This window comes from Paenisporosarcina cavernae (genome assembly GCF_003595195.1).
GTDB lineage: Bacteria > Bacillota > Bacilli > Bacillales_A > Planococcaceae > Paenisporosarcina > Paenisporosarcina cavernae.
Genome location: NZ_CP032418.1, coordinates 1,076,601 through 1,101,282, shown reverse-complemented (window position 1 = coordinate 1,101,282; position 24,682 = coordinate 1,076,601). Strand labels below are relative to the sequence as shown.

The 24,682-nt window shown below is 37.6% G+C and carries 27 protein-coding genes and 1 riboswitch; of the genes, 2 read left to right on the top strand and 25 right to left on the bottom strand.

Features of this window, described 5'->3' with window-relative positions:
• Window positions 1–97: 97 nt before the first annotated feature.
• The 12 genes from D3873_RS05490 to D3873_RS05435 all read right to left on the bottom strand — a co-directional run bounded on the left by D3873_RS05490 (window position 98) and on the right by D3873_RS05435 (window position 12,195).
• Window positions 98–676, bottom strand: a complete 579-nt coding sequence (locus D3873_RS05490) for an ECF transporter S component (protein ID WP_119883101.1) — start codon at window positions 674–676, stop codon at window positions 98–100.
• 147 nt (window positions 677–823) lie between these two features.
• Window positions 824–955, bottom strand: a riboswitch (FMN riboswitch).
• A 72-nt stretch (window positions 956–1,027) separates the two neighbouring features.
• On the bottom strand, window positions 1,028–2,227 hold the full coding sequence (locus tag D3873_RS05485; protein WP_119883100.1) for a hypothetical protein: 1,200 nt from the start codon (window positions 2,225–2,227) through the stop codon (window positions 1,028–1,030).
• Entirely contained in the window at window positions 2,228–2,752 is a 525-nt protein-coding gene (locus D3873_RS05480) for an RNA polymerase sigma factor SigX (protein ID WP_119883099.1), read from the bottom strand.
• A gap of 52 nt (window positions 2,753–2,804) precedes the next feature.
• Window positions 2,805–4,580, bottom strand: coding sequence for an ATP-binding protein (locus tag D3873_RS05475; RefSeq protein WP_119883098.1), 1,776 nt, complete (start codon window positions 4,578–4,580; stop codon window positions 2,805–2,807).
• Window positions 4,573–5,289, bottom strand: a complete 717-nt coding sequence (locus D3873_RS05470; protein ID WP_119884484.1) for a response regulator transcription factor — start codon at window positions 5,287–5,289, stop codon at window positions 4,573–4,575. Before D3873_RS05470 ends, D3873_RS05475 begins: the two co-directional genes overlap by 8 nt.
• A 246-nt stretch (window positions 5,290–5,535) precedes the next feature.
• On the bottom strand, window positions 5,536–6,723 hold the full coding sequence (gene ccsB / locus D3873_RS05465; RefSeq protein WP_119883097.1) for a c-type cytochrome biogenesis protein CcsB: 1,188 nt from the start codon (window positions 6,721–6,723) through the stop codon (window positions 5,536–5,538).
• Window positions 6,720–8,381 (bottom strand): cytochrome c biogenesis protein ResB, encoded by a 1,662-nt coding sequence (gene resB, locus D3873_RS05460; protein ID WP_119883096.1) that lies wholly within the window; start codon window positions 8,379–8,381, stop codon window positions 6,720–6,722. The genes ccsB and resB overlap by 4 nt, the downstream gene beginning before the upstream one ends.
• Window positions 8,382–8,395: 14 nt before the next feature.
• The gene (gene resA, locus D3873_RS05455) at window positions 8,396–8,932 is read right to left on the bottom strand and encodes a thiol-disulfide oxidoreductase ResA (protein WP_119883095.1); all 537 of its coding nucleotides are present in this window, start codon (window positions 8,930–8,932) and stop codon (window positions 8,396–8,398) included.
• Between the two features lie 89 nt (window positions 8,933–9,021).
• Window positions 9,022–9,756 (bottom strand): pseudouridine synthase, encoded by a 735-nt coding sequence (locus tag D3873_RS05450; RefSeq protein WP_119883094.1) that lies wholly within the window; start codon window positions 9,754–9,756, stop codon window positions 9,022–9,024.
• Between the two features lie 107 nt (window positions 9,757–9,863).
• Window positions 9,864–10,829, bottom strand: coding sequence for a D-alanyl-D-alanine carboxypeptidase family protein (locus D3873_RS05445; protein WP_119883093.1), 966 nt, complete (start codon window positions 10,827–10,829; stop codon window positions 9,864–9,866).
• A 12-nt stretch (window positions 10,830–10,841) separates the two neighbouring features.
• Window positions 10,842–11,423, bottom strand: a complete 582-nt coding sequence (scpB, locus tag D3873_RS05440) for an SMC-Scp complex subunit ScpB (protein ID WP_119884483.1) — start codon at window positions 11,421–11,423, stop codon at window positions 10,842–10,844.
• Window positions 11,416–12,195 carry a segregation/condensation protein A gene (locus tag D3873_RS05435; protein ID WP_119883092.1) on the bottom strand — a complete coding sequence of 260 codons (780 nt, stop codon included), beginning with the start codon at window positions 12,193–12,195 and terminating at the stop codon, window positions 11,416–11,418. The genes scpB and D3873_RS05435 overlap by 8 nt, the downstream gene beginning before the upstream one ends.
• 57 nt (window positions 12,196–12,252) lie before the next feature.
• Here D3873_RS05435 and D3873_RS05430 point away from each other — a divergent pair, with 57 nt between their 5' ends.
• Entirely contained in the window at window positions 12,253–12,801 is a 549-nt protein-coding gene (locus D3873_RS05430; RefSeq protein ID WP_119883091.1) for a DUF309 domain-containing protein, read from the top strand.
• 25 nt (window positions 12,802–12,826) lie between these two features.
• Here the strand turns inward: D3873_RS05430 and D3873_RS05425 are convergent, their stop codons facing one another.
• The 12 genes from D3873_RS05425 to D3873_RS05370 all read right to left on the bottom strand — a co-directional run bounded on the left by D3873_RS05425 (window position 12,827) and on the right by D3873_RS05370 (window position 23,501).
• Window positions 12,827–13,174, bottom strand: coding sequence for a GNAT family N-acetyltransferase (locus D3873_RS05425; RefSeq protein WP_119883090.1), 348 nt, complete (start codon window positions 13,172–13,174; stop codon window positions 12,827–12,829).
• Between the two features lie 185 nt (window positions 13,175–13,359).
• Complete coding sequence (lysA, locus tag D3873_RS05420; protein ID WP_119883089.1) at window positions 13,360–14,685, bottom strand: diaminopimelate decarboxylase; 1,326 nt, start codon at window positions 14,683–14,685, stop codon at window positions 13,360–13,362.
• 140 nt (window positions 14,686–14,825) lie between these two features.
• Window positions 14,826–16,277, bottom strand: coding sequence for a spore germination protein (locus D3873_RS05415; RefSeq protein ID WP_119883088.1), 1,452 nt, complete (start codon window positions 16,275–16,277; stop codon window positions 14,826–14,828).
• Window positions 16,274–17,056, bottom strand: a complete 783-nt coding sequence (locus tag D3873_RS05410; RefSeq protein WP_119883087.1) for a SigF/SigG family RNA polymerase sporulation sigma factor — start codon at window positions 17,054–17,056, stop codon at window positions 16,274–16,276. Before D3873_RS05410 ends, D3873_RS05415 begins: the two co-directional genes overlap by 4 nt.
• Window positions 17,053–17,505: an anti-sigma F factor gene (gene spoIIAB, locus D3873_RS05405; protein WP_119883086.1), complete on the bottom strand. Its 453-nt coding sequence runs from the start codon at window positions 17,503–17,505 to the stop codon at window positions 17,053–17,055. Before spoIIAB ends, D3873_RS05410 begins: the two co-directional genes overlap by 4 nt.
• The gene (locus tag D3873_RS05400; RefSeq protein WP_119883085.1) at window positions 17,490–17,852 is read right to left on the bottom strand and encodes an anti-sigma factor antagonist; all 363 of its coding nucleotides are present in this window, start codon (window positions 17,850–17,852) and stop codon (window positions 17,490–17,492) included. The genes spoIIAB and D3873_RS05400 overlap by 16 nt, the downstream gene beginning before the upstream one ends.
• Window positions 17,853–18,299: 447 nt before the next feature.
• On the bottom strand, window positions 18,300–19,604 hold the full coding sequence (locus D3873_RS05395; RefSeq protein ID WP_119883084.1) for a pyrimidine-nucleoside phosphorylase: 1,305 nt from the start codon (window positions 19,602–19,604) through the stop codon (window positions 18,300–18,302).
• A gap of 1 nt (window position 19,605) precedes the next feature.
• Window positions 19,606–20,802, bottom strand: a complete 1,197-nt coding sequence (gene deoB / locus D3873_RS05390) for a phosphopentomutase (RefSeq protein WP_420798994.1) — start codon at window positions 20,800–20,802, stop codon at window positions 19,606–19,608.
• A 76-nt stretch (window positions 20,803–20,878) separates the two neighbouring features.
• Window positions 20,879–21,778, bottom strand: a complete 900-nt coding sequence (gene xerD / locus D3873_RS05385; protein ID WP_119883082.1) for a site-specific tyrosine recombinase XerD — start codon at window positions 21,776–21,778, stop codon at window positions 20,879–20,881.
• 67 nt (window positions 21,779–21,845) lie between these two features.
• A complete protein-coding gene (gene fur, locus D3873_RS05380; RefSeq protein WP_119883081.1) occupies window positions 21,846–22,304 on the bottom strand; it encodes a ferric iron uptake transcriptional regulator in 459 nt (152 codons plus the stop codon).
• Between the two features lie 138 nt (window positions 22,305–22,442).
• Window positions 22,443–22,904 (bottom strand): hypothetical protein, encoded by a 462-nt coding sequence (locus tag D3873_RS05375; RefSeq protein ID WP_119883080.1) that lies wholly within the window; start codon window positions 22,902–22,904, stop codon window positions 22,443–22,445.
• Between the two features lie 54 nt (window positions 22,905–22,958).
• Window positions 22,959–23,501, bottom strand: coding sequence for an NUDIX domain-containing protein (locus D3873_RS05370; RefSeq protein ID WP_119883079.1), 543 nt, complete (start codon window positions 23,499–23,501; stop codon window positions 22,959–22,961).
• A 64-nt stretch (window positions 23,502–23,565) separates the two neighbouring features.
• On the opposite strand from D3873_RS05370, the gene D3873_RS05365 reads away from it, so the two are divergent.
• Entirely contained in the window at window positions 23,566–24,378 is an 813-nt protein-coding gene (locus D3873_RS05365) for an aldo/keto reductase (RefSeq protein ID WP_119883078.1), read from the top strand.
• Between the two features lie 125 nt (window positions 24,379–24,503).
• On the opposite strand, the gene D3873_RS05360 is transcribed toward D3873_RS05365, so the two are convergent.
• The gene (locus tag D3873_RS05360; RefSeq protein ID WP_119883077.1) at window positions 24,504–24,680 is read right to left on the bottom strand and encodes a YqkE family protein; all 177 of its coding nucleotides are present in this window, start codon (window positions 24,678–24,680) and stop codon (window positions 24,504–24,506) included.
• Window positions 24,681–24,682: the final 2 nt, after the last annotated feature.

The following is a 24,682-nucleotide window of genomic DNA, read 5'->3' as shown; positions in this document are numbered from 1 at the left end:
ATAGAAACCTTTTGCTTAAATTGTGAGTGACTGTAAAGTCGATTCGAACATAAAAGCAAAAGCTCCAGAGAAAATCTCCGGAGCTTCGCATTGTATCCTATTGAAAGGATGTTTCTTGTTTTTTTAACCACGGCGACATCGATTTAAATAAAACAACAATCGCAATTGCAACAAGTACACCTTTAATTAAATTGAACGGTAAAATACCTAATACAATTGTTTCTCGTAAAGCACTGCCTGTTAGCTCAGGTGCATGCAAAAAGTATGTGTACATCGGCAAGAAAATTGCGTAGTTTAGCACACTCATTCCAATTGCCATTGCGGCAACACCCGCTGCTAATCCGACTACTAATCCTTTTGTTGACGTAAGTTTATGATAAATGTAATATACTGGCATCATAAACAAAATACTCGTTGCAAAGTTGGCCATTTCTCCTACAGGAACGCCAGTTGGGCTACCGTTTGAAATCCAGTATAAAACATTTTTTAAGAATGCTACGAGAATTCCTGGGATAGGTCCCATAATGACAGCTGCTATTAAAGCAGGTACATCACTGAAGTCCACTTTTAAAAATGGTGGTAATCCCGGTATGGGGAAATTTAACTGCATTAGCACAAAAGAAATACTGCTAAGCATTGCGATTAAGATCATCGCCTTTAACTTTTTGTTGCGCATGTTCCTCTCTCCTTTTGCGATTCACTCCACAAGAAGAAAGGTCGGTTCGTTTCCTCAAAAAAACCCTTAAGTCTTTATCACTTAAGGGAGTAAAAGGCACACTTAAATAAGCGTGTTGTCATTTCACGTGACAAAACACGACCGTACCTTCACCTTCTCCCATCCAGACTATACTGTCGGCTTTGGAATCACACCAAATCCTGCCTATTCGGCTCGCGGGCTCAGAAAACTTGCTTCATTACCGCCGATCGGGAATTTCACCCTGCCCCGAAGATGAATCAATATTAACTTACCTCTCCATTTTATGAAAAAAAAAAGAGTTTGTAAACGTTTCCGCTTACAAATTCCTTTTTATTGGCGAATTTTGTTGTATCCCGCTACTGGAGGTATCTCCTCTCCTACTCTAAATCCTGCCCATTCCTCAAAAGGGAGATTTTTAAATGTAATCGATTTTCCAAAATTACTTGCCGTATAAATTAACCCATCCATCATTGTAGTTAAAGTTTGTCGATCTAACGCATTCACTTCTTCTTGATTAGCAAACGTAACCTGGACGGTTGATTCCGATTCTGTAATATCAAAATCGATGGATGCGGGTAGAACAGATTGTACTAAATCATTTATTTTTTGTCTCATACCATTTGGCGAATTAATCGCATCTGCAACGGATTCAAATACTTCTCCTTCAGGGAAAAAGAAACGAGTTCCATCTTCCATGACGTATAAAAAGATACCCCGTTGATACATACCGTGAAGCAACTTAGTATTCTCAACACTTCCAATATGTGAAAACTCCGCAGCTTCTCCATTTTCCATCTGAGTTGCTAAGTTGTCGTAATTGGGGAACGTGTAATTCATTGTTTGAAAATAGACAGTTTCAGAAGCGGTACCCATATCATACTTGTGATCAGCCGGAAGAGTATGGACTATTGAATCATTTTGTTCCATTAGTTTTCCGTCGTATGGCTGGTATTCATCAAAGCCATAAGTACCTTCATTAAATTCAGCTGCATATCTTTCATATAATTGAAAATTAGTGACATCTACTGTCCCAAAGTCTTCCATTACTTTCTCTTTTGGAATTAACCATGTTATAGGAATAGCTAACGCATTGATTGTTACGCCAAGAGGGAATGGTACATACCCACTTAGCTCTTCTGCGCTGACCAAACTAGAAGTAGATTCCGACTCTTTAGCTTCCATAGTTACGCTCGATTCATCTGCTTCTGTTGGTAGTTGTTCATTTGATTCTATTGAGTACTTATTTGTCGATTGATCCATCGATTCAGTTGCTTGTTGCATATCACCAACAGAGTCTTCCTGCTGTGTCGTAGCGATTAATTTATAGGTAACAAGTGACATAATGAAAATAGCTGCGATAGTAGTAATAGCTGCTATATATTTTTGTTTTATGTGTTTTCTTGGTTTTTGTTGCAATCGTTTATCTTGTATTAATTTATTATAAATGTCACTTTTGTTACGAGTATCCGTCGATTTCGGCAGTTTCCGAAGGAGCTGGTCAATATCTTGATCATTATATTGTTTTCCCAATTAAGACTCCTCCTTTTCTGCCATTTGGAAAATACTTTTAAGTTTTTGAATCCCTCGATGTTGCGTTGTTTTTACTTTTCCTTCTGTCCAACCTAGTACACTAGCAGTTTCAGAAATAGATAAGTCTTGTAAATATCGTAGGATGATTACCATCTTTTGATCGACGGTGCATTGTTCTAATGCAACTATCAATTTTTCAGTCTCTTCCTTCATCATTACTTTGTCATCCGGAAGAATTTCATTGGAAGATAGTTGGTTCTGATCCCAATCAAATAAATCAAATGAATATTTTTTACGGACATTTGTTTTTCGGAAGTGATCGATGGAGACATTTTTTGCAATGGAAAATAGCCATGTTTTCTCCGAGCTTTTTCCTTCAAATTTGTCATAGGCTTTCAAGACTCTTACATACACCTCGTGCATCAAATCCTCTGCTGTTTCACGATGAGTGACTAAATATATAAGAAATTGAAAGACATCTTGATGATACTGATCATAAAGCCTGTTGAAAACGGAGTCATTCATATACTCCCCCCGTTCTTCTAATTAGTCGTCTGGCAAGAAAAAAAGTTTCAGTTTACGAAAAAGGTAATTGAAAAGTAAAAACAGTTCCTTTTCCTTCTTCGCTATCCACCGTTAACATCCCTTCATGCGCCTCAATCATATTTTTAGCGATGGCAAGTCCAAGACCTGTTCCACCTTTTCCTCGTTGTCTTGATTTATCCGCTTTATAAAAACGTTCAAAAACATACGGCAAATCTTCTTTTGGAATTCCAGTACCAGTATCTTCAACCGAAACAGCAAGCATTTGATTATGCATTTTTACATGTAACGTTATTTTTCCATTTGCAGGAGTATGTCGAATTGCATTATCAATCAAATTTGTAAGTACTTGTTCGATTCGGTCTTCATCAATTGAAATTCGTAATGAAGGTGATACAGAAGATGCTGTTTCGAGTAAAATGGATTCCTCTTTCGCTCTCTGAACAAACTTATGAAGAATCCGATCCAAAAACGGGAGTATTTCTACCTCATCTTTGTATAATCTCATTTTCCCAGACTCCATTCTTGCAAGATCTAATAAATCCGTTACAAGCCGAGCCATTCGCTTTGATTCTTCTGAAATAATTTTAATCATTTCTTGTTTTTCTTCTTCGTCGACTACTACACCGTCAACGATTGCCTCACTATATCCTTGTAACATCGAAATAGGTGTTCGAAGTTCATGAGATACGTTAGCAATAAAATCGGAACGTAATTTTTCTAACTGATGATTTTCTGTCATGTCACGTAGAACTGCTACTGCCCCTCGAACTGAATCTCCGCTATATAAAGGACTAATCGTTATGACGTAATAGTTTCCTTCCATTTCAAGTTCTTCTTGCACTTCTTCTTCAAGATGTAACACGTGGTCGAGCATATGATCCATTTCGACTGGAAGTAATTTGTCTGGGTTAGCACCCATTCGGTAATACCATTTTTGCAGCAATTTTTCGGCAGGAGGATTACTAATCATAATCGTATGGTCTCTATTAAATGTAATAACAGCATCCGCCATTGAGGTAAGAATACTTGATAACTGTTCTTTCTCTTGGTTAATAACTTCCAAATGATGCTTCAATTGACGACCCATTTGGTTAAAAGCCACTGCTAATTGTCCAATTTCATCTTTCTGACCGACAGGCAATTTTGTATCAAATTTTCCTTTCGACAGTTCAAAAGCGGCTTCTCGCATTTTTCGTAAAGGTAAAGTAATTCTTGTGGAGAGGAAAAATGCAAAAAATGTCGTTAATAGAAAAGCGATAAAGGCAGAAAGAAAGACAATTTCTGTCGTCTTCTGAGTTGTTCGATGAATTACATCTAAACTTTGATAAATGAATACAGCACCATGATTTTCTTCTTGAACGTCTAATGGAAAACCTAGGACAATATACGATTCCATCTGATTTTCCGATGTTAAAGAAGGAAGAATCATTTCTTTTTGTATCGTATTACTAGAATGAAATGCCTCTTGCAAATCTGGATCTTTTAATAATTGCTTTTGCACACCGGTCCTGTTTAAACCATCGTGTAATGAATACGACACTTGACCTTCTTTTTTTGAAATCAATGCATTCGTGTCTTCTCCTAGGATGTCGGAGATTATTGTTACAGCTTGTTCTACTTCCGTATGTTCATTCACAATACTAGCAATTGTTTCGGCCTCGTTATGCAAATTTTCCTTCGCTTGTTTTGTGTGGTAATCAGAAAAAAATTCGAGCATCAATACAGTAATAATAAAAAGGACAAAGGAAACGAGAAGCAAAATGGTTACCCATAGCTTCCCGACGACACTGTTCCATATTCTATTCATTGATAACCTCAAATTTATAGCCTACGCCCCACACTGTCACAATCATTTTTGCAGCCTTTTCCGAAACACGATTCAGTTTTTCTCGTAAGCGTTTTACGTGAGTATCGACTGTGCGTAAATCCCCAAAGAAGTCATAATGCCATACTTCTTTTAATAATTGTTCGCGATCAAAAACTTTATCTGGTGATTTTGCTAAGAAATATAAAAGTTCATATTCTTTTGGTGTTAAATTCACCTCTGTTCCATCCGCCGTCACTCGATGCGCGTCATGATCAATTGTTAAGTGAGAAAACACTACGAGATCCTTAGACATAGTGGAAGATGGCATTGGCGTCATACTAACAGCTCGACGAAGTACCGCTTTTACTCGAAGCACCACTTCTCTCGGGCTAAAAGGCTTCACAATATAGTCATCCGCGCCAGATTCAAATCCTTGTACACGATTAGTTTCTTCCCCTTTTGCTGTCAATAAGAGAATTGGAGTCGCTTTTTTCTCTCGTAACTCTGTTAATACTTCCATGCCATCTTTTTCAGGCATCATAACGTCCAGTAAGATACAATGGTAATCGTGTTCAATTGCTAGTTCTAATGCTTCTACTCCATTTTCTGCTTCGTCTACTTCATACCCTTCACGTTCTAAATACATTTTCAATAATCGCCGGATACGATCTTCATCATCTACGACTAAGATTCGAATTGCTTCGTTCATATTAACCGCTCCTTCATCAGCTTCTTCTGAAATTTCATGCATACTAATAGCTTGTCCTAACTATAACTACTTTAAATTATACCGATTGTTTTCTAGATAAACCAACAATTCTATGGAAAAGATTGACTAAAAAAAGACTAGCTATCTTTCTCACAAGCAAATTGTTATCCCTCTTTAACAACCGAAGAAGAAAAACAACTTTTTTTGGGAAAATAACTAGTCTTTTCATAAGCTCTTAGTAACTACTTATGCATAACTATGCAAACCAGCAATAATAAGATTTACTGCTACAAGATTAAACATAATAATAACAAATCCGATAACTGCTAACCACGCAGATTTTTCACCATGCCATCCTCTTGAAAGACGTAAGTGTAAAAATGCTGCATAAAATAACCATGTAATAAGTGCCCAAACTTCTTTTGGATCCCAACCCCAGAATCTACCCCAAGCTTCTTGTGCCCAAATCATGGCAAATATTAAGGCTCCTAAAGTAAATACTGGGAAGCCGATCAAGACAGAACGATTTCCAATTTCATCCAAAAGTGTTAAATTCGCTTTTCTTGCCATCGGTTGTAGCATGGAAGAAATGCTGCGACGACCTATTAGTCGAATCAAAAGATAAATTACCACACCGAACATGATCGCCCATGTAACAGTTGTTAATTTTTTTGCATTCACTAGCGCTGGCATTTCAGCAAGTGGTGACATCACATCCGTTGTTACTTGTTCGTATTCATTCATCCCGAAAAGTGCAGGCATGTTATATGTGATTTCTTGAGGAGCACCCTCTTTGTCAACATACGTAAAGTTAGATTCATAACCCATCGCTTGAAAAAGACTAGACGAAGCAACAAAACCTATCACTAATACGATGGTAAACATCACTGCTTCTAACCAAAAACGTTGTTTGGATTTGCGCGTCAAATCGATGCTTTTTAACAAGTACACTAATCCAGCAACCGCACTAATCGCTAAAATCGATTCACCAAGAGCTGCTGTCGTTACATGAATATGTAACCAGTAGCTTTTCAGTGCTGGGATTAACGGATTTACTTCTCGTGGAAACATCGATGCATATCCAATGACGATAATCGCAATTGGAAGAGCAAATACACCGAGTAACGGAGTTCGATAAAGGAAATAAATTAGAATAAATGATCCAACTAACATCATTCCAAAAAATGTCGTAAACTCGAACAAATTACTTACAGGTGCATGTCCTGCAGCGATCCAGCGAGTTATGAAGTACCCAATGTTTAATAAGAAACCGATAACAGTCACTGTTATGCCGATTTTACCCCATTTTGTTTCAGAAGTTGATGCTTCTGTTTTAGATCCTTTAATGGCACCACCGAAAAAGAATGTTCCAATTAGATAACTGATGAATGCAGCAAACAGTAAATTGCTACTTATGGAGACTAATGTTGTCATATCTTTTTCTCCGCCTCCTCTTTTTGTTTCAATATTTCAATATCTTGTTGATCTTCCACTGGGGGTAATCCCCCTGCTTCTCTTACTTGCTCTAATTCTTTTGTAATTGCTAACCAGTTTTTGTTTGTATGGGCTGCTACAGCAAGTTTACCATTTTCTGTTTGATGAATCCAAATTCGTCGATGATTGAAGTAAGCACCTTGAATGACTCCTATCATGAAAATTAATCCACCTAATCCAAGTAGCCACAATGTCTTGTCTTTTCGAATAGCAAGACCAGAAACATCACGCGTTTCCACACCTTTGAAAGCAAGTTTATATTTATTTTCCCCAAGAGGTTCAATATTTTGTTTAATTGCTACAAAACTTGTTTCGCCTTCAGGTGTTTCAGGTGTGAACATTCTTACTAAAAATGCTGGATTATTTGGAAGTGGCGAACGTAACTGAGGTACGCCATTTTCAAATCCTCCAAAGTCTGGATAAACTTGTACAACTTCGACTTTAGATCCATTGCCCAAATCGTATTCGGTTTCTGGATTAATGATATCGATTGTAAATGTTCCTAAACTGTCGCTAGTTGCTTTGTTTTCTAAATCAAATGTCATCGTTTTAAACTCGTTAAGACGGAAATCCATTTGATACACAGCATATCCATCGAATTTTAGTGGCTCATTTACTTGAATATCGTCTTTCTTAACAACTTTTAAATTATCTGTTTGTCCCGGTAATGCATCTTCAGGGGATTGATAAAGTGTGACATTTGTTTGGTAATTTGACGCGATTGTTCCATTTTTCTCAATTGCTTTCCCAAACACTTCATTAGACTTCTCTTGGTCGTAGGTTTCTAAAATAAAATCGTCACTTTTTAAAAAATAGCCAGGAGCACCTGGAATCGCTCTTGTTTCTCCTTCACGAAGCCATAAATGATCATCCACATAGAATCCAGGTAATGAGCGGATCATTACCCCTATTAGGAAAATAATTAGGCCAGCATGATTGATGTATGGACCCCAACGAGAATACCTACCTTTTTCTCCTAAAACTGCGTTGTTTTCCACGCGAACATTATACCGTAGTTCTTTTAACTTTTCTGCGCTTTTCTCTAACGACTCTGAAGGTGTAAATAAACTATCGCCTTCTCCAAAAATTCGTTGGCGCTTCATAAAGCTGTTATGACGACGGACTCGTTGATTTTTAAGAGACTTGTAAAGAGGCACAACTCGGTCAATAGATGCCACAATAATTGAAATCCCTAACATCCCAACTAAAATTTGGAACCACCACGAGCTATACAAGTCGGATAGTCCAAGCATGTTATAAATTTTCCCGAACGTTCCATACACTCTTTCGTAGTATGCGGCAATTTCTGCTTCCCCTGTGACTGGTACATAAATCACTTGGGGCAGAATGGTCCCGATAGCAGCTGCAACTAGTAAAATGACAATAATTGTCACGCCTACACGCACGCTTGAGAAGAAGTTCCAGACTTTATCAATCACACTCTTGTTATACGTTTGAGAACGTCTTGCAGAACCTTCGTATCTCATGTCCATTAACTTTTGATTTTTCATTTCTTCTGTTAAAGGACGCCCACAATTTAAACAAATTTGGGTTCCTTCTGGATTCGTATGTCCACATTTACATATTATTTCGGCCATCTGACAAGAACTCCTTACTCAGGCATGATTTGCGTCATGAAATCCGCAATATTTTGCTCCGACATTTCTCCCGTAATAATCCGTTCGATTTTGCCCTCAGGGTTGATTAAAAATGTCGTAGGAAGCGGATCAATATTGTACGCTTGCATAACACTCTTTTCTTTATCAATCACAATGGGAAAAGTTAAATCGTATTGTTCTGCAAAGCGATTTACTTCCAAATTAGATTGGGCTATATTCACTGCTAACACTTGAACGCCTTTATCTTTAAATTCCTGAAATTGATTGTCCATCGCAGGCATTTCTTTTGCACAAGGCTTACACCATGTTCCCCAGAAATTTAAAAAGACGCCTTGCCCCTTATATTCCGACAGCTGATGTTTCTCACCGTTCATATCTACTAATGTAAAATCAGGAGCTTGATCTCCTACTTCCAAAACTGCCACTTTATCTTTCGTCAAATTGGAATAAATCGTGTAGCCAATTGCGACAACGAGTATGCCTAATATAACTGTTCTCATGATAAAACGCTGATTTTTCGTTTGTGCCACAGGTGATCCCTCCGCCCTATATATCCTTTTAAGTATAGCAAATTAACAAACAGAAACCCTTCATATATTTGAAGGGTTTGTGAACATATTCATGTACCAATTTTACCTGTTTCAGATAACACTCGAAGAAGTTTAACTTCATGCGCAGTTAACTCTCTTGACTCCCCAGGTGATAGTCCGTGAAGAGTTAAAAATGCAAATCGTTCACGTTTCAATTTTTGAACTGGATGTCCAATCTTATCGAACATTCGACGAACTTGACGGTTCTTTCCTTCGTGAATCGTGATTTCCACGATTGCTTTATCAGATGATTTGTCAGCAGATAACATTTTCACTTTTGCTGGTGCGGTTTTACCATCCTCTAATACTACGCCGCGTTCTAAAGAACGTAACTTTTCTTTTGTCGGTATTCCCTTTACTCGGGCAACATAGGTTTTATCCACTTTAAATTTAGGATGCGTCAATTTATACGAAAAGTCGCCATCATTTGTAACGATCAGCACGCCTGAAGTATCGTAATCTAATCTGCCTACAGGGTACAATCGTTCTAAGCGTCCAGGGAACAAATCAGCTACTGTTTTTCTGCCTTTATCATCTGTTACTGCCGAGATAATCCCTCGCGGTTTATATAAAAGAAAATATACTTTTTGTTCTTTTTCAAGCTTAACGCCATCAACTTCTACTACGTCCGCATCCGAGACTTTCGTTCCAAGTTCTCGAATAACTTTTCCATTCACTTTCACTTGACCAGCTAAAATCATTTCCTCTGCTTTTCGCCGAGAAGCAATTCCTGCATGAGCCAAAACTTTCTGTAAACGCTCCACTGTTTCACCTCATTAACTATTTCAAACCTTACGATAAATTATGTCACACTTCCTCAGAAATGAAAAGAAACCAGCAATTCAGACGATAGCTAGTTTCCACTCCCCTATTAATTAGTACGTAATGGATACAAAAAGTGCCAATTACGTTTATCGGATACAATCCATGTTCCAGTATTTTTTGACTGATTCCAGACAATTCGATTCGAAAATCGATCATTATTCGATACTAATAGGGTGACATCTTTTTTAATTTCAAATAAAGGGAGATCGCCAGTAAAAAATTCTCCTTTTGGTATTACTATTTCATTATGATAATTCTCAAATGTCTCTTTTGCTAACATTCGATGCACGTTCCAATCATTCGAATAATTAAGCGTAACGACAATGACAGATTCATTATCTTTCTCAAAAAAAGTTGCCAACGTTCTTCCTGCGGCTTTTGTAAATCCTGTCTTTCCGCTTACAGCATAGTTATTTTCGTGTAATAAACGATGTTTGTTTAAAAAAACCATATTGCCATTCGCGTATCTTTTTGTCGAAATAATTTTCCGCAGAGAAGGATGTTTCATGGCAAAGTACAACATTTTTGCAGTATCTTCACTTGTCGAAAGGTGCGCTTCATTCGGAAGTCCGGAAGGGTTTGTAAATGTCGTGTTTAAAAGACCATATTCACGTGCGTATTGATTCATCAATACGACAAATCCTTCTTCCGTGCCTCCTACCGCGAGTGCTAATGCATGAGCGGCGTCATTTCCAGAGCGTAATAACAAACCGTAAACCAATTCTTCAATGGTATAAGTTGATCCAGCTTTTAAATAGATAGATGATCCTTCTTGCATGGCACTTTCTTTTGAGATCACTACTTTTTTCGTTAAATCGATTTCATTCACCACAACAAATGCTGTCCAGATTTTAGTCAAACTCGCTATAGGTAATAGTTCTTTTTCATGTAATCCTTGAAGAATTCGACCCGATTTACCATCCATCACGACGAAACTTTGTGATGCTGCATGTGCAGTTCCAATAGGGCTTAAAAGTATGGCAATAACAAGCACAAGAAAAAATTTTTTCACAAAATCCCCTTTTTACTTTTCTTCTTGATCATGAAACGCTTCTTGAAATTTCGTTAAAAAAAGATCCGTTTGTTCCAATTGATCCGTCTCATCTTCTTGTTCCAGTAAAGGAGGAAGTTCTTCTAACTGATTCAGACCAAACAAATGTAAAAATTCTTTTGTCGTTCCGTACAATATTGCACGTCCTGTCCCTTCAGCTCTACCTACTTCTTGAAGCAATCCCTTGGAACTTAACGTTTGTAAAGGACGCTCACATTTTACTCCACGTAAGTTTTCAATTTCTACTCGTGTGATGGGCTGTTTATACGCAACAATCGCAAGTACTTCCAAAGCCGCTTGCGATAGTGATTGATTTGTTGGGTTGTCTACTAACTTTTGAACGATATCTGAGTTGCTAATCTTCGAAATTAATTGAAATGTTCCTGCGAGTTCTTTTAACTCAATGCCACTTTCCACTCTCGTTACATAAGTTTCTTGCATGTTACGGAGGATTTCTTCTACTTCTTTTGTCGAGCAATCAATTAATACAGCTAATTGCTTTGCGGTTAAACCATCATCTCCAGCAACAAATAATAGGCTTTCCATTTTACTCATCAATTGTTCCAATTTCTTCACCAATCCAATCCTCATTCACTAACTTTACTGCCAAGTCATCAAAGTTATATTCTTGCTTCACATGAATAATGTCGCGTTTCATTAATTCCAATATCGACAAAAATGTCACGATAATACGTGATTTATCATCATAAGGAAATAACTCGGAGAATAAACAGTGACCATTCGTTTCTTTTAATTTTTCAACGACAGATATCATTTGATCTTTTACAGATATTTCTTGGCGCGCTATGCGAGTTGAAAGAGGTGCTCGTAAAACTTTTCTTCGCATCATTTTTTGGAATGCACCTAACATATCATAGACATTCATCTGCTCTTCAAATAATACTAATTGTGTAGTAGGTTGAAATTGAGACAAATCCATTGGTGGACGTGTAAAGTATTTCCCTCGTTCTTTTTCCATTTCTTCTAATTGCATTGCAGCAGTTTTGAATTTCCGATATTCGATTAAGCGTTGAACTAATTCGTCCCTCGGGTCTTCATGATCTACGTCTAACTCTGCTTCGTCTAATTCACCTTCATGAATGGGTAATAACAACTTACTTTTGATCGCTAATAGTGTAGCGGCCATTACTAAATATTCGCTCGCTTCATTTAACTCTAGCACTTGCATAGCATGGATATGTTCGATATATTGATTGGTCAATTCTGCCATTGGAATATCATAGATATCAATTTCCAAGCGATTAATTAAATGCAATAATAAATCCAATGGTCCTTCAAATGCATCAAGTCGTACATTATATGACATACTTCTCCACCTTAACCCGTAAACATAATACTTAATTATATAGGAAGGATTGGTTGGATGCATCCGTTGTTTCATCCACTTTTTTTACAATATATTCATTATTACAATTTACATCAAGATTTTTTTGAATGCCATGAGGTATTAGAAGAATACTGGAAAGATGTTGCACCGAAGGAACGTGACCATCCTCTTGTGGGATATATTTTACTAGCAACAGGTATGTACCATTGGAGAAGAAAGAATTATCGAGGGGCAAATCGCTCATTTAAAAAAGCGTTATCGCGTCTACCAAAAGAACATTTATTTCTAGAATACATGGATCAGGTAACATTAAAACAAAATATTTTAGTTGCACTCCGTCACACCGAAAATGAAAACGATTTTTTATTTTCCCCGCTACCGGTAAAAGAACCCCTTTTAACAAGTGCTATTTCTTATCCTATGCCTCCATCTCAGGAGGAAGAATACCTTTTACACAAGCATTTATTAAGGGATCGAAAAGATATAGTACAACAACGAGAAAAAGCGTTAAAGGAAAATAAGAAGAAACGCAGGAAGGCAAAATCAAATGCGGATAAAAAAAACAATGACACAATAAAAGACTAACTTCTCTTACTGTGTCATTGTTTTATTATGCTTCAGTGCATTTTTCAAAGAAAGATTTAGTTTGTGCGCTTGCTGTAAAGGATTCACATGATAAGATAGTTTTTACTTTATCTACCATTGTTTTCCCGATTCCTTCTCCTCGATGAGAAGGATTGACTGTTATATGGTGAATGGTACAAATTCCATCAACAGATTCTACGCCAATTAGCCCAACGAAATCTTCTTCCTTCTTCCAAAGAAAAAGATGCCAGTTCGGATCCGTTTCATACGTATGAATGGTATCTTGGAGTTTTTTAAATTCTTTTTCCTCTGGCATAAAAGATAACAAACCCATTGCAATCTTCTCTCCAGATTTTTTATATCGTAATAACATAATTATCCCTCTTTTTTTACCGCATACAACATGAACTATCCTATCATGATTACCCGTGACTATTCAACTTTTAGACAACGAACACATTTTAGTAAAGAATCTTTACGCGATAAATAGCCAGTAAATAATACCCCATACAACAACAAACAACAAAAGAAAAATGAGAAGATTGCGATTCGAAGACTTCATCCTCGCGACACCTCGCTATCTAATAGGAAAAGCTCCTGACGCACAAGATCTTCTAACGATTCGCGCTTTACCACCAGTTTACTTTTTCCATCTTCTACAAACACAACTGCTGGCTTTTGTAATCGATTGTAGTTACTTGCCATGGAGTAGCCATAAGCGCCTGTGCAATGTACTGCCAATATGTCTCCTGCTTCCATGGACGGAAGGAAAATATTTTCAATTAATTTATCGCCTGATTCGCAGCACTTCCCTGCGATGGTGACCAATGTATTTGCTGGGTGATTTCCTTTATTGGCAACTATCGCATCATATTTTGCTTGGTATAGCGCAGGACGAATATTATCAGACATACCTCCATCCACCGCCACGTAAGAAGCTTTTCCTGGAATTTCTTTTGATGATCCAATCGTATATAAAGTTGTTCCTGCATCTCCAACAAGAGATCTACCAGGTTCGATCCATATTTCGGGAAGTGGAAATGAAGCCTTCTCGCAAATCCGTTTCACGGACTGAATCATATCCTCCACATACCTCGAAGCTGGCAATGGATGATCTTCTTTTGTATAACGTATGCCAAATCCTCCACCAAGGTTCAGGACAGAGCATGTAAAGCCATCCTGTGTTTTCCATTCCACCATTTTGTGTAACAATTTTTCAGCTGCTAATGAAAACGCAGCCGTATCGAATATTTGGGAACCAATATGAGCATGAATTCCGAGAAGATTCATGAACGGTTCCTCTTTCACTAACTGAAAAGCTTGATCTAATTGTCCATTTTCTAAATCAAATCCAAATTTCGAATCAGATTGTCCTGTTGTAATATAATCGTGCGTGTGCGCTTCAATACCAGGCGTAACTCGAAGAAGTATCGGCATTGAGTATTGGTATTCCTGTAGGAGTCTTCGCAAAACGTTAATTTCGTGAAAGTTATCGACAACAATGCATCCAATTTTTTCTTCAATCGCGTATTTTAACTCTTGTTCACTTTTATTATTTCCATGAAAATGAATTTTCTCTTTAGGAAATCCAGATTGAAGAGCTGTATACAGTTCTCCCAAAGAAACAACATCTAACGAAAGTTCCAGTTCCTTTGCTAATTGGTACATTGCAATGCTTGAGAATGCTTTACTTGCATACGCAACTTGTGCTGGTGTTTCTAAGTTTTTAAATGTCTGCATAAATGCATTAGCCCGTTCTTTAATGAGGGCCACATCATAGACAAATAGTGGAGTTCCATATTCTTTCGCTAAATCTAGTGTATTTATTCCAGCGATGATTAAGTGTCCATCGTTATTTACCGTTTTAGTACCTACAAAAGACATGTTCTTCTCTCCTTCAACGTTCAATAACTGAACTTTACCACGGAGAAGGTCGAGTCGCAATCACTCTTGTTCTAGGAAGACATCGTTCAGTAGTGACTGTTGAGAAGAAAGCACCATAGCATTCCTACCGATTTATTTCCTTAAGAAGAACGCGAGCGGTTTTTCGCATGAACAATATAAGGTCGTAAGGCATTCACTGCTAATGGTTGTCGCACAATTACTCGAAATAAAGCTTTAGGGAAAAATGGAACAATTGGCCATAAATAAGGAACGTTTAATGGTTTTAAATAGACGAAATGCAAATAGAGAATTGTTAGTAGTAGAAAAAGTCCAGGAGCACCAAAAATAACACATGCTAGCAGTAGAATCACTCGAATCATTTTGACAACAACACTCAATTCATATGAAGGAATAGAGTAAGTGAAAATCGCACTAACTGCCAAGTATAAAATAACTTCTGGCTGGAATAATCCCACGTCTATCGCTATTTGTCCAATAATAATCGCAGCTACTAAGCCCATTGCAGTCGACAAAGGAGTTGGTGTGTGAATGGCCGCTAATCGTAAATACTCCAACCCAACATCCCCCAGTATTAGTTGCAGAAATACAGGAATTTTAGAACTTTCTTTTGGTCCGATAAACGAAAGTGCATCCGGTAGCGATTCTGCATTCGACGTAAGCAAGTACCAAATAGGGATCAGTAAAAAACTCATGAAAAAACCGGTAAACCTTAGAAAATGAACAATTGTTCCAACAGATGGTGCTTGTCTATATTCTTCAGCATGTTGAAGGTGATGAATAAGTGTTGTAGGAACAAGTAAAACAGATGGAGACGTATCCACTATAATGGCAATATGCCCCTCTAAAAGGTGAGCCGCACATGTATCTGCTCTTTCTGTATATCGTGCAAACGGCATGGGGTAATAACTTTGTTTAAAGAGCAATTCTTCTAGAGATTTATCTGTCATAGTTAAACCATCATGGTCTACTTGTTGAATTCTCTCACGTAAAAAAGTAAGTATTTCGGGATTTGCAATATCCTCTAAATAACAAAATGCTACATCCACTTTTCCACGTTTGGATACTTGGTATTTTTCCAAACGCAGCTGAGGATCCCGAATTCTTCGTCGTACTAACGTTGCATTTTGTAAAATATTCTCTGTAAAACCATCTCGAGATCCACGAATGACCTTTTCATTGTCGGGTTCCTCTGGCTGTCTGCCTGGATAATTTCGCACATCAATTGTATATGCTTGTCCAGTAGATAAAACGATACCTAAAGGACCACTTAAAATCGCTGTCAACCACTCTTCTCTAGTGGTATACGTTTGTAGAGAATGAAAGGGAAGACTTTTTGTCAACCGATCATCTAACGATGAAAACGTATCAGACTCATTTGGGCTAGCCGTAATATTCGTTAGCAGTTGTGTCAGTACCGCAGAATCAATAAAACCAGTTACATATACTATAAGCGCAGGTGTATTCCACAGTTGAATTTTTTTCATTCCCACATCAAAACAGCTTTCAGACGGAAAGGTCTTTTTAAAAAATTGTTCTGCGTCATCTAACTGTTCAAATAGCCTATTCGTCATAACATAGTCCCTTTCGAATCTGCGTATACCGGCGTGAACCATTCTTTTAATTGAATTAATATTTTCTTCTCTAACCTCGAAACTTGCACTTGAGAAATTCCTAAGCGATTCGCAATATCACTTTGTGTACAGTCCATATAATAGCGCATGTAAATAATCGTTTGTTCTCGCTTGTCTAGCTTCGAAAGCAAATCTTTTAATGGAATATGATCAAACGGTTTTTCAGATCGATCATCTTTTAATTGATCCATTAACGTCAATGTATCTCCTTCACCTTCAAATAATTGTTCATGCAAAGAAGCTGGATCGCGCAGTGCATCTGATGCCAATACTAAATCATCAACGGAAACATCCATTAATTTAGATAGCTCTTCGAGTGTAGGATGTCTTTCATGATCTCTCGTAAATTCTTCCGTCGCTGCACGCATACGAAAATTGAGTTCACGTATCGAACGACTAACTTTTACCATACCATCGTCACGTAAGAAACGTTGTATTTCTCCAATAATCATTGGTACTGCATAAGTGGAGAATTTCACTTCATACGATAAGTCGAATTTATCAACAGACTTCATCAACCCAATGCAGCCAATCTGAAAAAGATCTTCTAAGTCTGCCCCTCTATTAGTGAACCGTTGAACAATCGACCAAACTAGCCGTGTATTTCCTTCAATCATTTTCTTTCGAGCAATGACATCACCATGTTGAGCTGCAAAAATGAGTTTCCGCATTTCTTCTTGTGTTAACAAAATGGAGGATTGTTCCTGCAAGAACGTCATACGGAACTTACTCCTGTCAAGGGTCTCACCGCTTGAAAGACTTTCTTAAATCGCACCACCGTTCCTTTCCCAATCGCGGTTTCCACTTGGAACTCGTCAGCGAACGTTTCCATGATTGTAAATCCCATCCCTGATCGCTCTTCTAATACTTTCGTTGTATATAATGGCTCTTTTGCTAATTCCAAGTTTTCAATTCCACTACCTTGATCAGAAACAACGACTTCGATCATTCGCCCTTCTCGTTTAGCACTAACCGTGATGACTCCTTTTCCGTCCTCTTGATAGCCATGAATAATGGCATTCGTCACTGCTTCTGACAAAATCGTCTTACACTCCGAAAGTTCTTCCACAGTTGGATCAATTGTCGACAAAAAACTTGTAATCACCATTCTAGCTAATCGTTCATTTTCCGTTTTTGCAATAAAAGATAATGTCATTTCGTTTTCCATAAAGTAGCACCCCCTATTTGTTCTAACACTTGATCTTCGGTTTCTTCTGAAACAAATGGCGATAATCCTGAAAACTGAAATATTTTCTTTAGAGTAGGTGAAGAGCAGAGAATCTTCGTCGTTCCACCGTAGACCTGTAACTCTCTTATTCTTCCAAGAATTAAACCAATCGCAGAACTATCCATAAAACTGACTTGATGAAAATCCCATACTAATAGATCGCATTTTCTCGCATAAATCACTGTTTGTAAGGCTTTTTTAAGTTCTCGAGTTTCATGATTTCCTAACTCACCCACAACTCGAATAAGTAATGCTGTTTCTGTAACTGGAATAATGGTAAATGCCATGAAATTCCCTCCTTTTCCAACTTGTATTCGTGACTGCAAATACCAAATCCTTGTCAACGACAATACTAGAAGAAAAGATATATGATTCGACAATTTCTACTGACACCTTCAGTTTCGCCATGATTTAGAAGATTTATTCTTTCAAGTTAAAAGAAATAGTGGAAGAAAGAATTAAAGTCAGGTAAGTCCTTTTAGTAATGGAGGAAAGAGCTTGTGACGGTGAGCAAATTAGTAGTATTCACACATATAAATGATACATTGATAAAGGCAATAAACTCGCACAATTAAGAGAACGATTTTTGTAAGGGGACGGTCGATTCTCGCAGACAGGCGATCGATTATTGGATATAGCCATTTGAATCCTAATAAATGAAAAAACCGCAAGCATACTTCTTTAGAAGTACGTTTACGGTTCATTGATCAAGTCATTATTTATTTCCTTCAAATTTAGGCAGTAATAATTTCTTCGATTAACTGCGGCACTGTTGGTTTATTGTCCGAAATCTCCATAAACTCAAGAATACGATCGCTCACTTCCGCTACATCTGAGTTATTGGCAAAAATGGTTGCTAATACGTCCCCTTCTTGCACACGATCTCCGACTTTTTTGTTTAATAAAATTCCAACTGCTAAATCAATTTCAGATTCTTTCGTTGCGCGCCCTGCACCTAAAAGCATCGCTGCTGTGCCAATTTCGTCTGCTTCAATAAAGGAAATATAGCCACTTTTACGAGCTTTCACGTGATGTTTGTAACTTGCTTGTGGTAATTTTTCTAAATCGTCAATACTTGTTTCGTCTCCACCTTGTGCTTTAACAAATAATTTAAAGATTTCAAGCGCTTTTCCATTGTCGATAACTTCTTGTAGCATGGATCGTGCTTCTTCTAGTGTACCGGCCTTGCCACCTAATACAACCATTTGGCTGCCAAGTACTAAGCAAAGCTCGGTTAAATCTGCTGGACCTTTACCTTGTAACGTTTCCACTGCTTCTTTCACTTCAAGGGCATTTCCTATAGCGTATCCTAACGGTTGACTCATATCTGATATAATCGCCATCGTTTTTCTTCCTACACTATTTCCGATTTGCACCATTGCTTTTGCAAGTTCCCTCGCATCCTCAACAGTTTTCATGAAGGCACCTTCGCCTGTTTTCACGTCAAGAACGATTGCGTCTGCGCCAGCAGCAATTTTTTTACTCATAATGGAGCTAGCGATTAAGGGAATACTATTTACTGTCGCTGTTACATCTCGTAATGCGTACAATTTTTTATCCGCAGGTGTTAAATTCCCACTTTGACCGATAACAGCTAATTTAAGTTCATTCACTTGTTGGATAAAGTCTTCTACAGATAACTCAACATGAAATCCTTCTAAAGCTTCCAATTTATCGATCGTACCACCTGTATGACCGAGTCCTCTTCCACTCATTTTCGCAACTGGAACACCCACTGCTGCTACTAGTGGACCTAAAACTAAGGTAGTTGTATCGCCGACGCCGCCGGTGGAATGTTTATCTACTTTAATGCCTTCAATCGCAGATAAATCTATTTTATCTCCCGAATTTACCATTGCCATTGTTAAATCAGCACGTTCACGGTCCGTCATATCTTGGAAGTAAATTGCCATTAGTAAAGCACTTACTTGATAGTCTGGAATTTTTTCAGCTGTGTACTCCGAGATGAAAAATTGAATTTCTTCCGTCGTTAACTCATTTCCATCTCTTTTTTTCTCGATAATATCGACAAATCTCATGTTAATTCGCCTTCTTTTCTTCTAATTCTGATAAAAAGCTTTTGCCAAATGCAGGTGACTTAACGTCGAAATTATCGGCTATTGTAGCTCCAATATCAGCAAAAGTCTCACGCGTAGGTAGCTCATATCCATTTTGAATAGATGGAGAGAAAATCAATAACGGAACATATTCTCTCGTATGATCGGAACCTGTAAACGTTGGGTCATTCCCATGATCAGCAGTGATGATGAGTAAATCATCTTCTTTTAATTTAGCAAAAACTTCATGCAGTCTAGCATCAAAAGCTTCTAATGCTTCTCCATATCCTTGTGGATCACGACGATGACCAAACAACGCATCAAAATCAACTAAATTCAAGAAACTAATTCCTGTAAAATCTTTTTCTAATACATGAATAAGTTGATCCATACCATCTTCATTACTTTTCGTTCGAATGGACTCCGTCACACCTTCGCCGTTGTATATATCCGATATTTTCCCAATTGCAATAACATCCAAGTTCGCATCTTTTAATTCATTCATGACTGTACGTTCGAAAGGTTTTAAAGCGTAGTCATGTCGATTTGTTGTACGTTCGAAATTACCCGGACTTCCGATAAATGGTCGAGCTATCACACGTCCAACTAAGAATTCGGGCTGCAATGTAAGTTCACGAGCTATTTCACAAATACGATATAACTCATCTAGAGGAACAATTTCTTCATGTGCTGCTATTTGTAGAACTGGATCTGCTGAAGTATACACAATAATAGCACCTGTTTTCATGTGTTCTTCCCCAAGCTCGTCTAGAATCTCCGTCCCACTAGCTGGTTTGTTTCCAATTACTTTTCTACCCGTCTTTTCTTCTAATTGTGAAATCAATTCTTCTGGAAACCCATCAGGATACACTTTAAATGGAGTGTCAATGTTTAACCCCATGATTTCCCAGTGACCCGTCATCGTATCTTTCCCTACGGAAGCTTCCTGCATTTTCCCATAAACAGCTGTTGGAGCATCTACTGGATTTAAGCCAGTTAATGATTCAATATTTGCTAAACCCATTTTTTCTAATTGAGGCAATTGAATCGTTTTCATATGTTTTGCAATATGTCCTAAAGTATGTGACCCTGTATCTCCGAACGCAGCAGCATCCGGAGCTTCTCCGATGCCCACAGAGTCCATAACGATTAAATGAATACGATTATATTTTTTTCCCACTATTTACTCACTCCTTATCTTCATTTAGTGTAACAAAATGATTGCAAAAATACACGTCAGACCTCTGACATAATCTTTACGCTCTTGGATGAAATTGCGTATACACATCTTTTAAGCGGGTCTTACTTACATGCGTATAAATTTGGGTCGTTGAAATGTCGGCATGTCCAAGCATTTCTTGAACTGCTCTTAAATCTGCTCCGTTTTCAATTAAATGAGTTGCAAACGAATGTCTAAAAATATGTGGCGTAATATCTGTCTTTATCCCCGCTTTTTTAGCATACTCTTTGAGAATCTTCCCAATTCCTTGTCTGGTGAGCGAGTTACCTAAATGGTTTAAGAAAAAATGGTTACTTTTAGTAGCATTTAGTTGAAATTCACCACGTGCATGAAGTAAATAGTCTTCGCAAGCAGCAATTGCTTTATTTCCAAGAGGAATTATACGTTCTTTTCCACCTTTCCCAAATACTCTTACAAAACCCATCGATAGATGAATGTCCTCCATCGACAATTCAATGCATTCGCTAATTCGCATACCAGTTCCGTAAAGGAGTTCAAGAATGGCAAGATCTCTTTTTCCGATAGCCTTTTCTCTATTTGGCATAGTTAGAAGCATATCAATTTCGTCTAGTGACAATATCTTTGGTAACGTTTTCTCCATCTTTGGCATTTCAACATGCATACTAGGATCAGAATCCATGATGCGTTCTCGTACTAAAAACTGATGAAACGATCGAATGGAGGAAATATGTCTAGCCATGGTTTTAGCTGTCTTACCTTCTGATTTTAATTGCGCTAAGTAGTGCAAAATGATGGTTCGATCGATTTGTTCGAACGAACTAATTCTTTTTTCTCGTTCTAAATAGTTCAGATAATTGACTAAATCTCGTTCATAGGAGAGCAATGTGTTAGTAGCTAACTGTCTTTCTACACGTAAAAAATGAAGATAGTCCTCTAAATTCTCTTTCCATTTCATCCAATCATTCTCCTCCTATCATGTGTAAAAGAACGAACAAAAAAAGACAGCATTAACTGCTATCTTTTTAATCCGTTGAATCGTTTTCACGGTCATGGCAACGATGACATATACCATGAAAAGTTAGACGATGATCTTTTATCATAAAATTCCATCTTTTCTCAACTATTGCTTCCACATCTTCAAGCAAATCTTCTTGAATTTCATCCACGGCACCACATTCAATACATACTAAATGGTGATGAAAATGAGTTGCTCCTTCTTGTCGAAGATCATACCGAGATACACCATCGCCAAAATTGATTTTATCCACTACTTTTAATTCGGTTAATAACTCTAATGTACGATACACAGTTGCTAGTCCAATATCAGGTGCTTTGTTTTTCACTAATAAATAAACGTCTTCCGCACTTAAATGATCCTCTTCATTTTCTAAGAGGACGCGGACAGTTGCTTCCCGTTGCGGCGTCAGTTTATAGCTAGCATTATGTAATTGTTTTTTAATACGATCAATACGGGTCTCCATATGACGCCCCCCTAAACTTCTACTAGTATACCAAAAGGGATCATAGAGAGACAAGATGAAGACGAGTGAATAGATGTAATTTTGGCGAAGCTCTGACAAAACGGACAAAATGAGGCATGATTGATGGAATTCGTACTGCTATGAACCTAGAATTTTATACAATAAATAATCAAGTACAAAAAGAATGCCCAGTATACAACATCCAGCAATAAAAGCATTTCGTTTGTTGACAAAAGCGAGGAAGAAATAACCGCTACAAAGAACAATTCCAAATGGAAACCACCAAACGGAATATTTCATTACGGACTCCACATGCTCGATTAAATACATAGAGCCCATTCCGAGTAGAACCGCTTTACTAATTGGGAAAAGCAATACAAAATGGGTTAATTTTGTGTGCGTTTTAAACAGTAAAAATACAGCAAAAAAGACAAGCGTTTGAAAGCTATAAAGTTTAACCGAAGTAGTTGAGGATGATATGAGACGGTTATCAAATAATGCTAACGTATCTGTTGTTGCATAAATGGGAAACTGCTGGTATAACACAATACCAGCTAAATACCCGAAAATAAGTAGTCCGATTGCTTGTCCAATTTTCACGTTCATCCACTCCTTTACAAGAAGTATATGAAGGATGTACCCAACATTAGGACATTATTTCACATTCATTTTCGCCCATATAACGGCATAAGCCGTTTTTGCATCGAAAATTCGTTCACTTAAGACAGCATCTTCCATTTCAACAACAGAATATTCATGAACATCGATAAATTCATCTTCGTCCATGGCAAGGTTCGAGTGGGAACGGGTTAACTCCTCCGCCACAAACAAATGAATTATTTCATCCGCAAATCCTGGAGAAGTAGAAAAAGATTGCAAGTATGTCCACTTATTTGCAAGATAACCTGTCTCTTCTTCCAGCTCTCTTTTTGCTGTCATTTCCGGAAGTTCCCCTGCTTCTAATTTGCCAGCGGGAATCTCTACTATAGTTCGCTCAAGTGCTTTTCGATATTGTTCCACCATCACAACTTTCTTCGTATCTGTTATCGCAATAACTGCGACAGCGCCTGGATGCTTCACAATTTCTCGATTAGAAGTTCTTCCGTTCGGTAGTTGAACTTCATCTACTTGTAATGAAATAACGTTTCCTTTAAAAATTTCAGTCGATTGAAGTGTTTTCTCTTCAAATTTGCTCATGGAATTCACATTCCTTTCTAAATAGATACTGCTCATTGTACCATGGAAAAAAGGAGGTACGATTATGAAGACTCGTCAATTAGGAAAAAGTTCCCTTCAAGTAACGGAATTAGGTTTTGGCTGCATGTCACTCCCAACAAACGTCACCGATGCACATGAAATTTTAGACAGTGCATATGAAGGTGGAATTCGTTATTTTGATACTGCAGATTTATACGACAAAGGAAAGAACGAAGAAATTGTCGGTTCGTGGCTGCAAGGTAAAAGAAAAGAGATTATTCTCTCCACTAAAGTAGGGAATGTTTGGAATAAAGACGGGGAAACCTGGCATTTTGATTCCTCCCCTCAACATATTCGTGAAGGTGTATTCAAAAGTCTCACTCGATTAAAGACAGATTATATTGATTTGTATCAGCTGCATGGCGGTACAATGGAAGATAATTTAGAAGAAGTAGTTCATACAATGGAAGCGTTGAAAAAAGAAGGGGTTATCCTAGAATACGGGATCTCGTCGATTCGTCCTAATGTGATTAAGCGGTTTATTACTGACTCATCAGCTGTATCGGTGATGATGCAATTGAGTTTAAAGGATCGACGTCCAGAAGAATGGCTTCCGTTATTAGCCAAAGAAGAAGTTAACGTAATAGCTCGTGGTCCTTTATCAAAGGGTGAACTAACTGCTTCCCCTGAGCTTTATGCTAGTGCATTCCGCTATATTCTATCCTTCCCTGAGGTAAGTACGGCTTTAGTAGGGGCTAGCCATGTCAAACAGATAGAAGAATCGCTAAAAGCTTACTCTACTCCAATAAATGATCATGTTTTTCAATCAATCTTAGCCCAATATCCTTTAGATACCTACGAAGAACATCGAGAATAATGCTAAGAACTATTTACGTATGTAAAAAATCCGAACGAATTCAACTCTTAAAAACATGTCGAATTCGTCCGGATATTTTTTTATTACCTAGGAATTTTCCTTTTTGTGTAAGGAGCTCACTTCTTCTAATACTTTGAACCTTTCATGCCATGCTCATTAAACAATTCCTCGAAAGATTTGTTTTTTTCTCGCATTCGTCTTTCTTTTGCTTCTCTCTCATGTCGTGCTTTCTCTTGTTCTTTTTCGACATTTTTTAAGTCTATTTTTAATTGTTGAAGTTGTTCTAAAGTTTGATCATTCATTG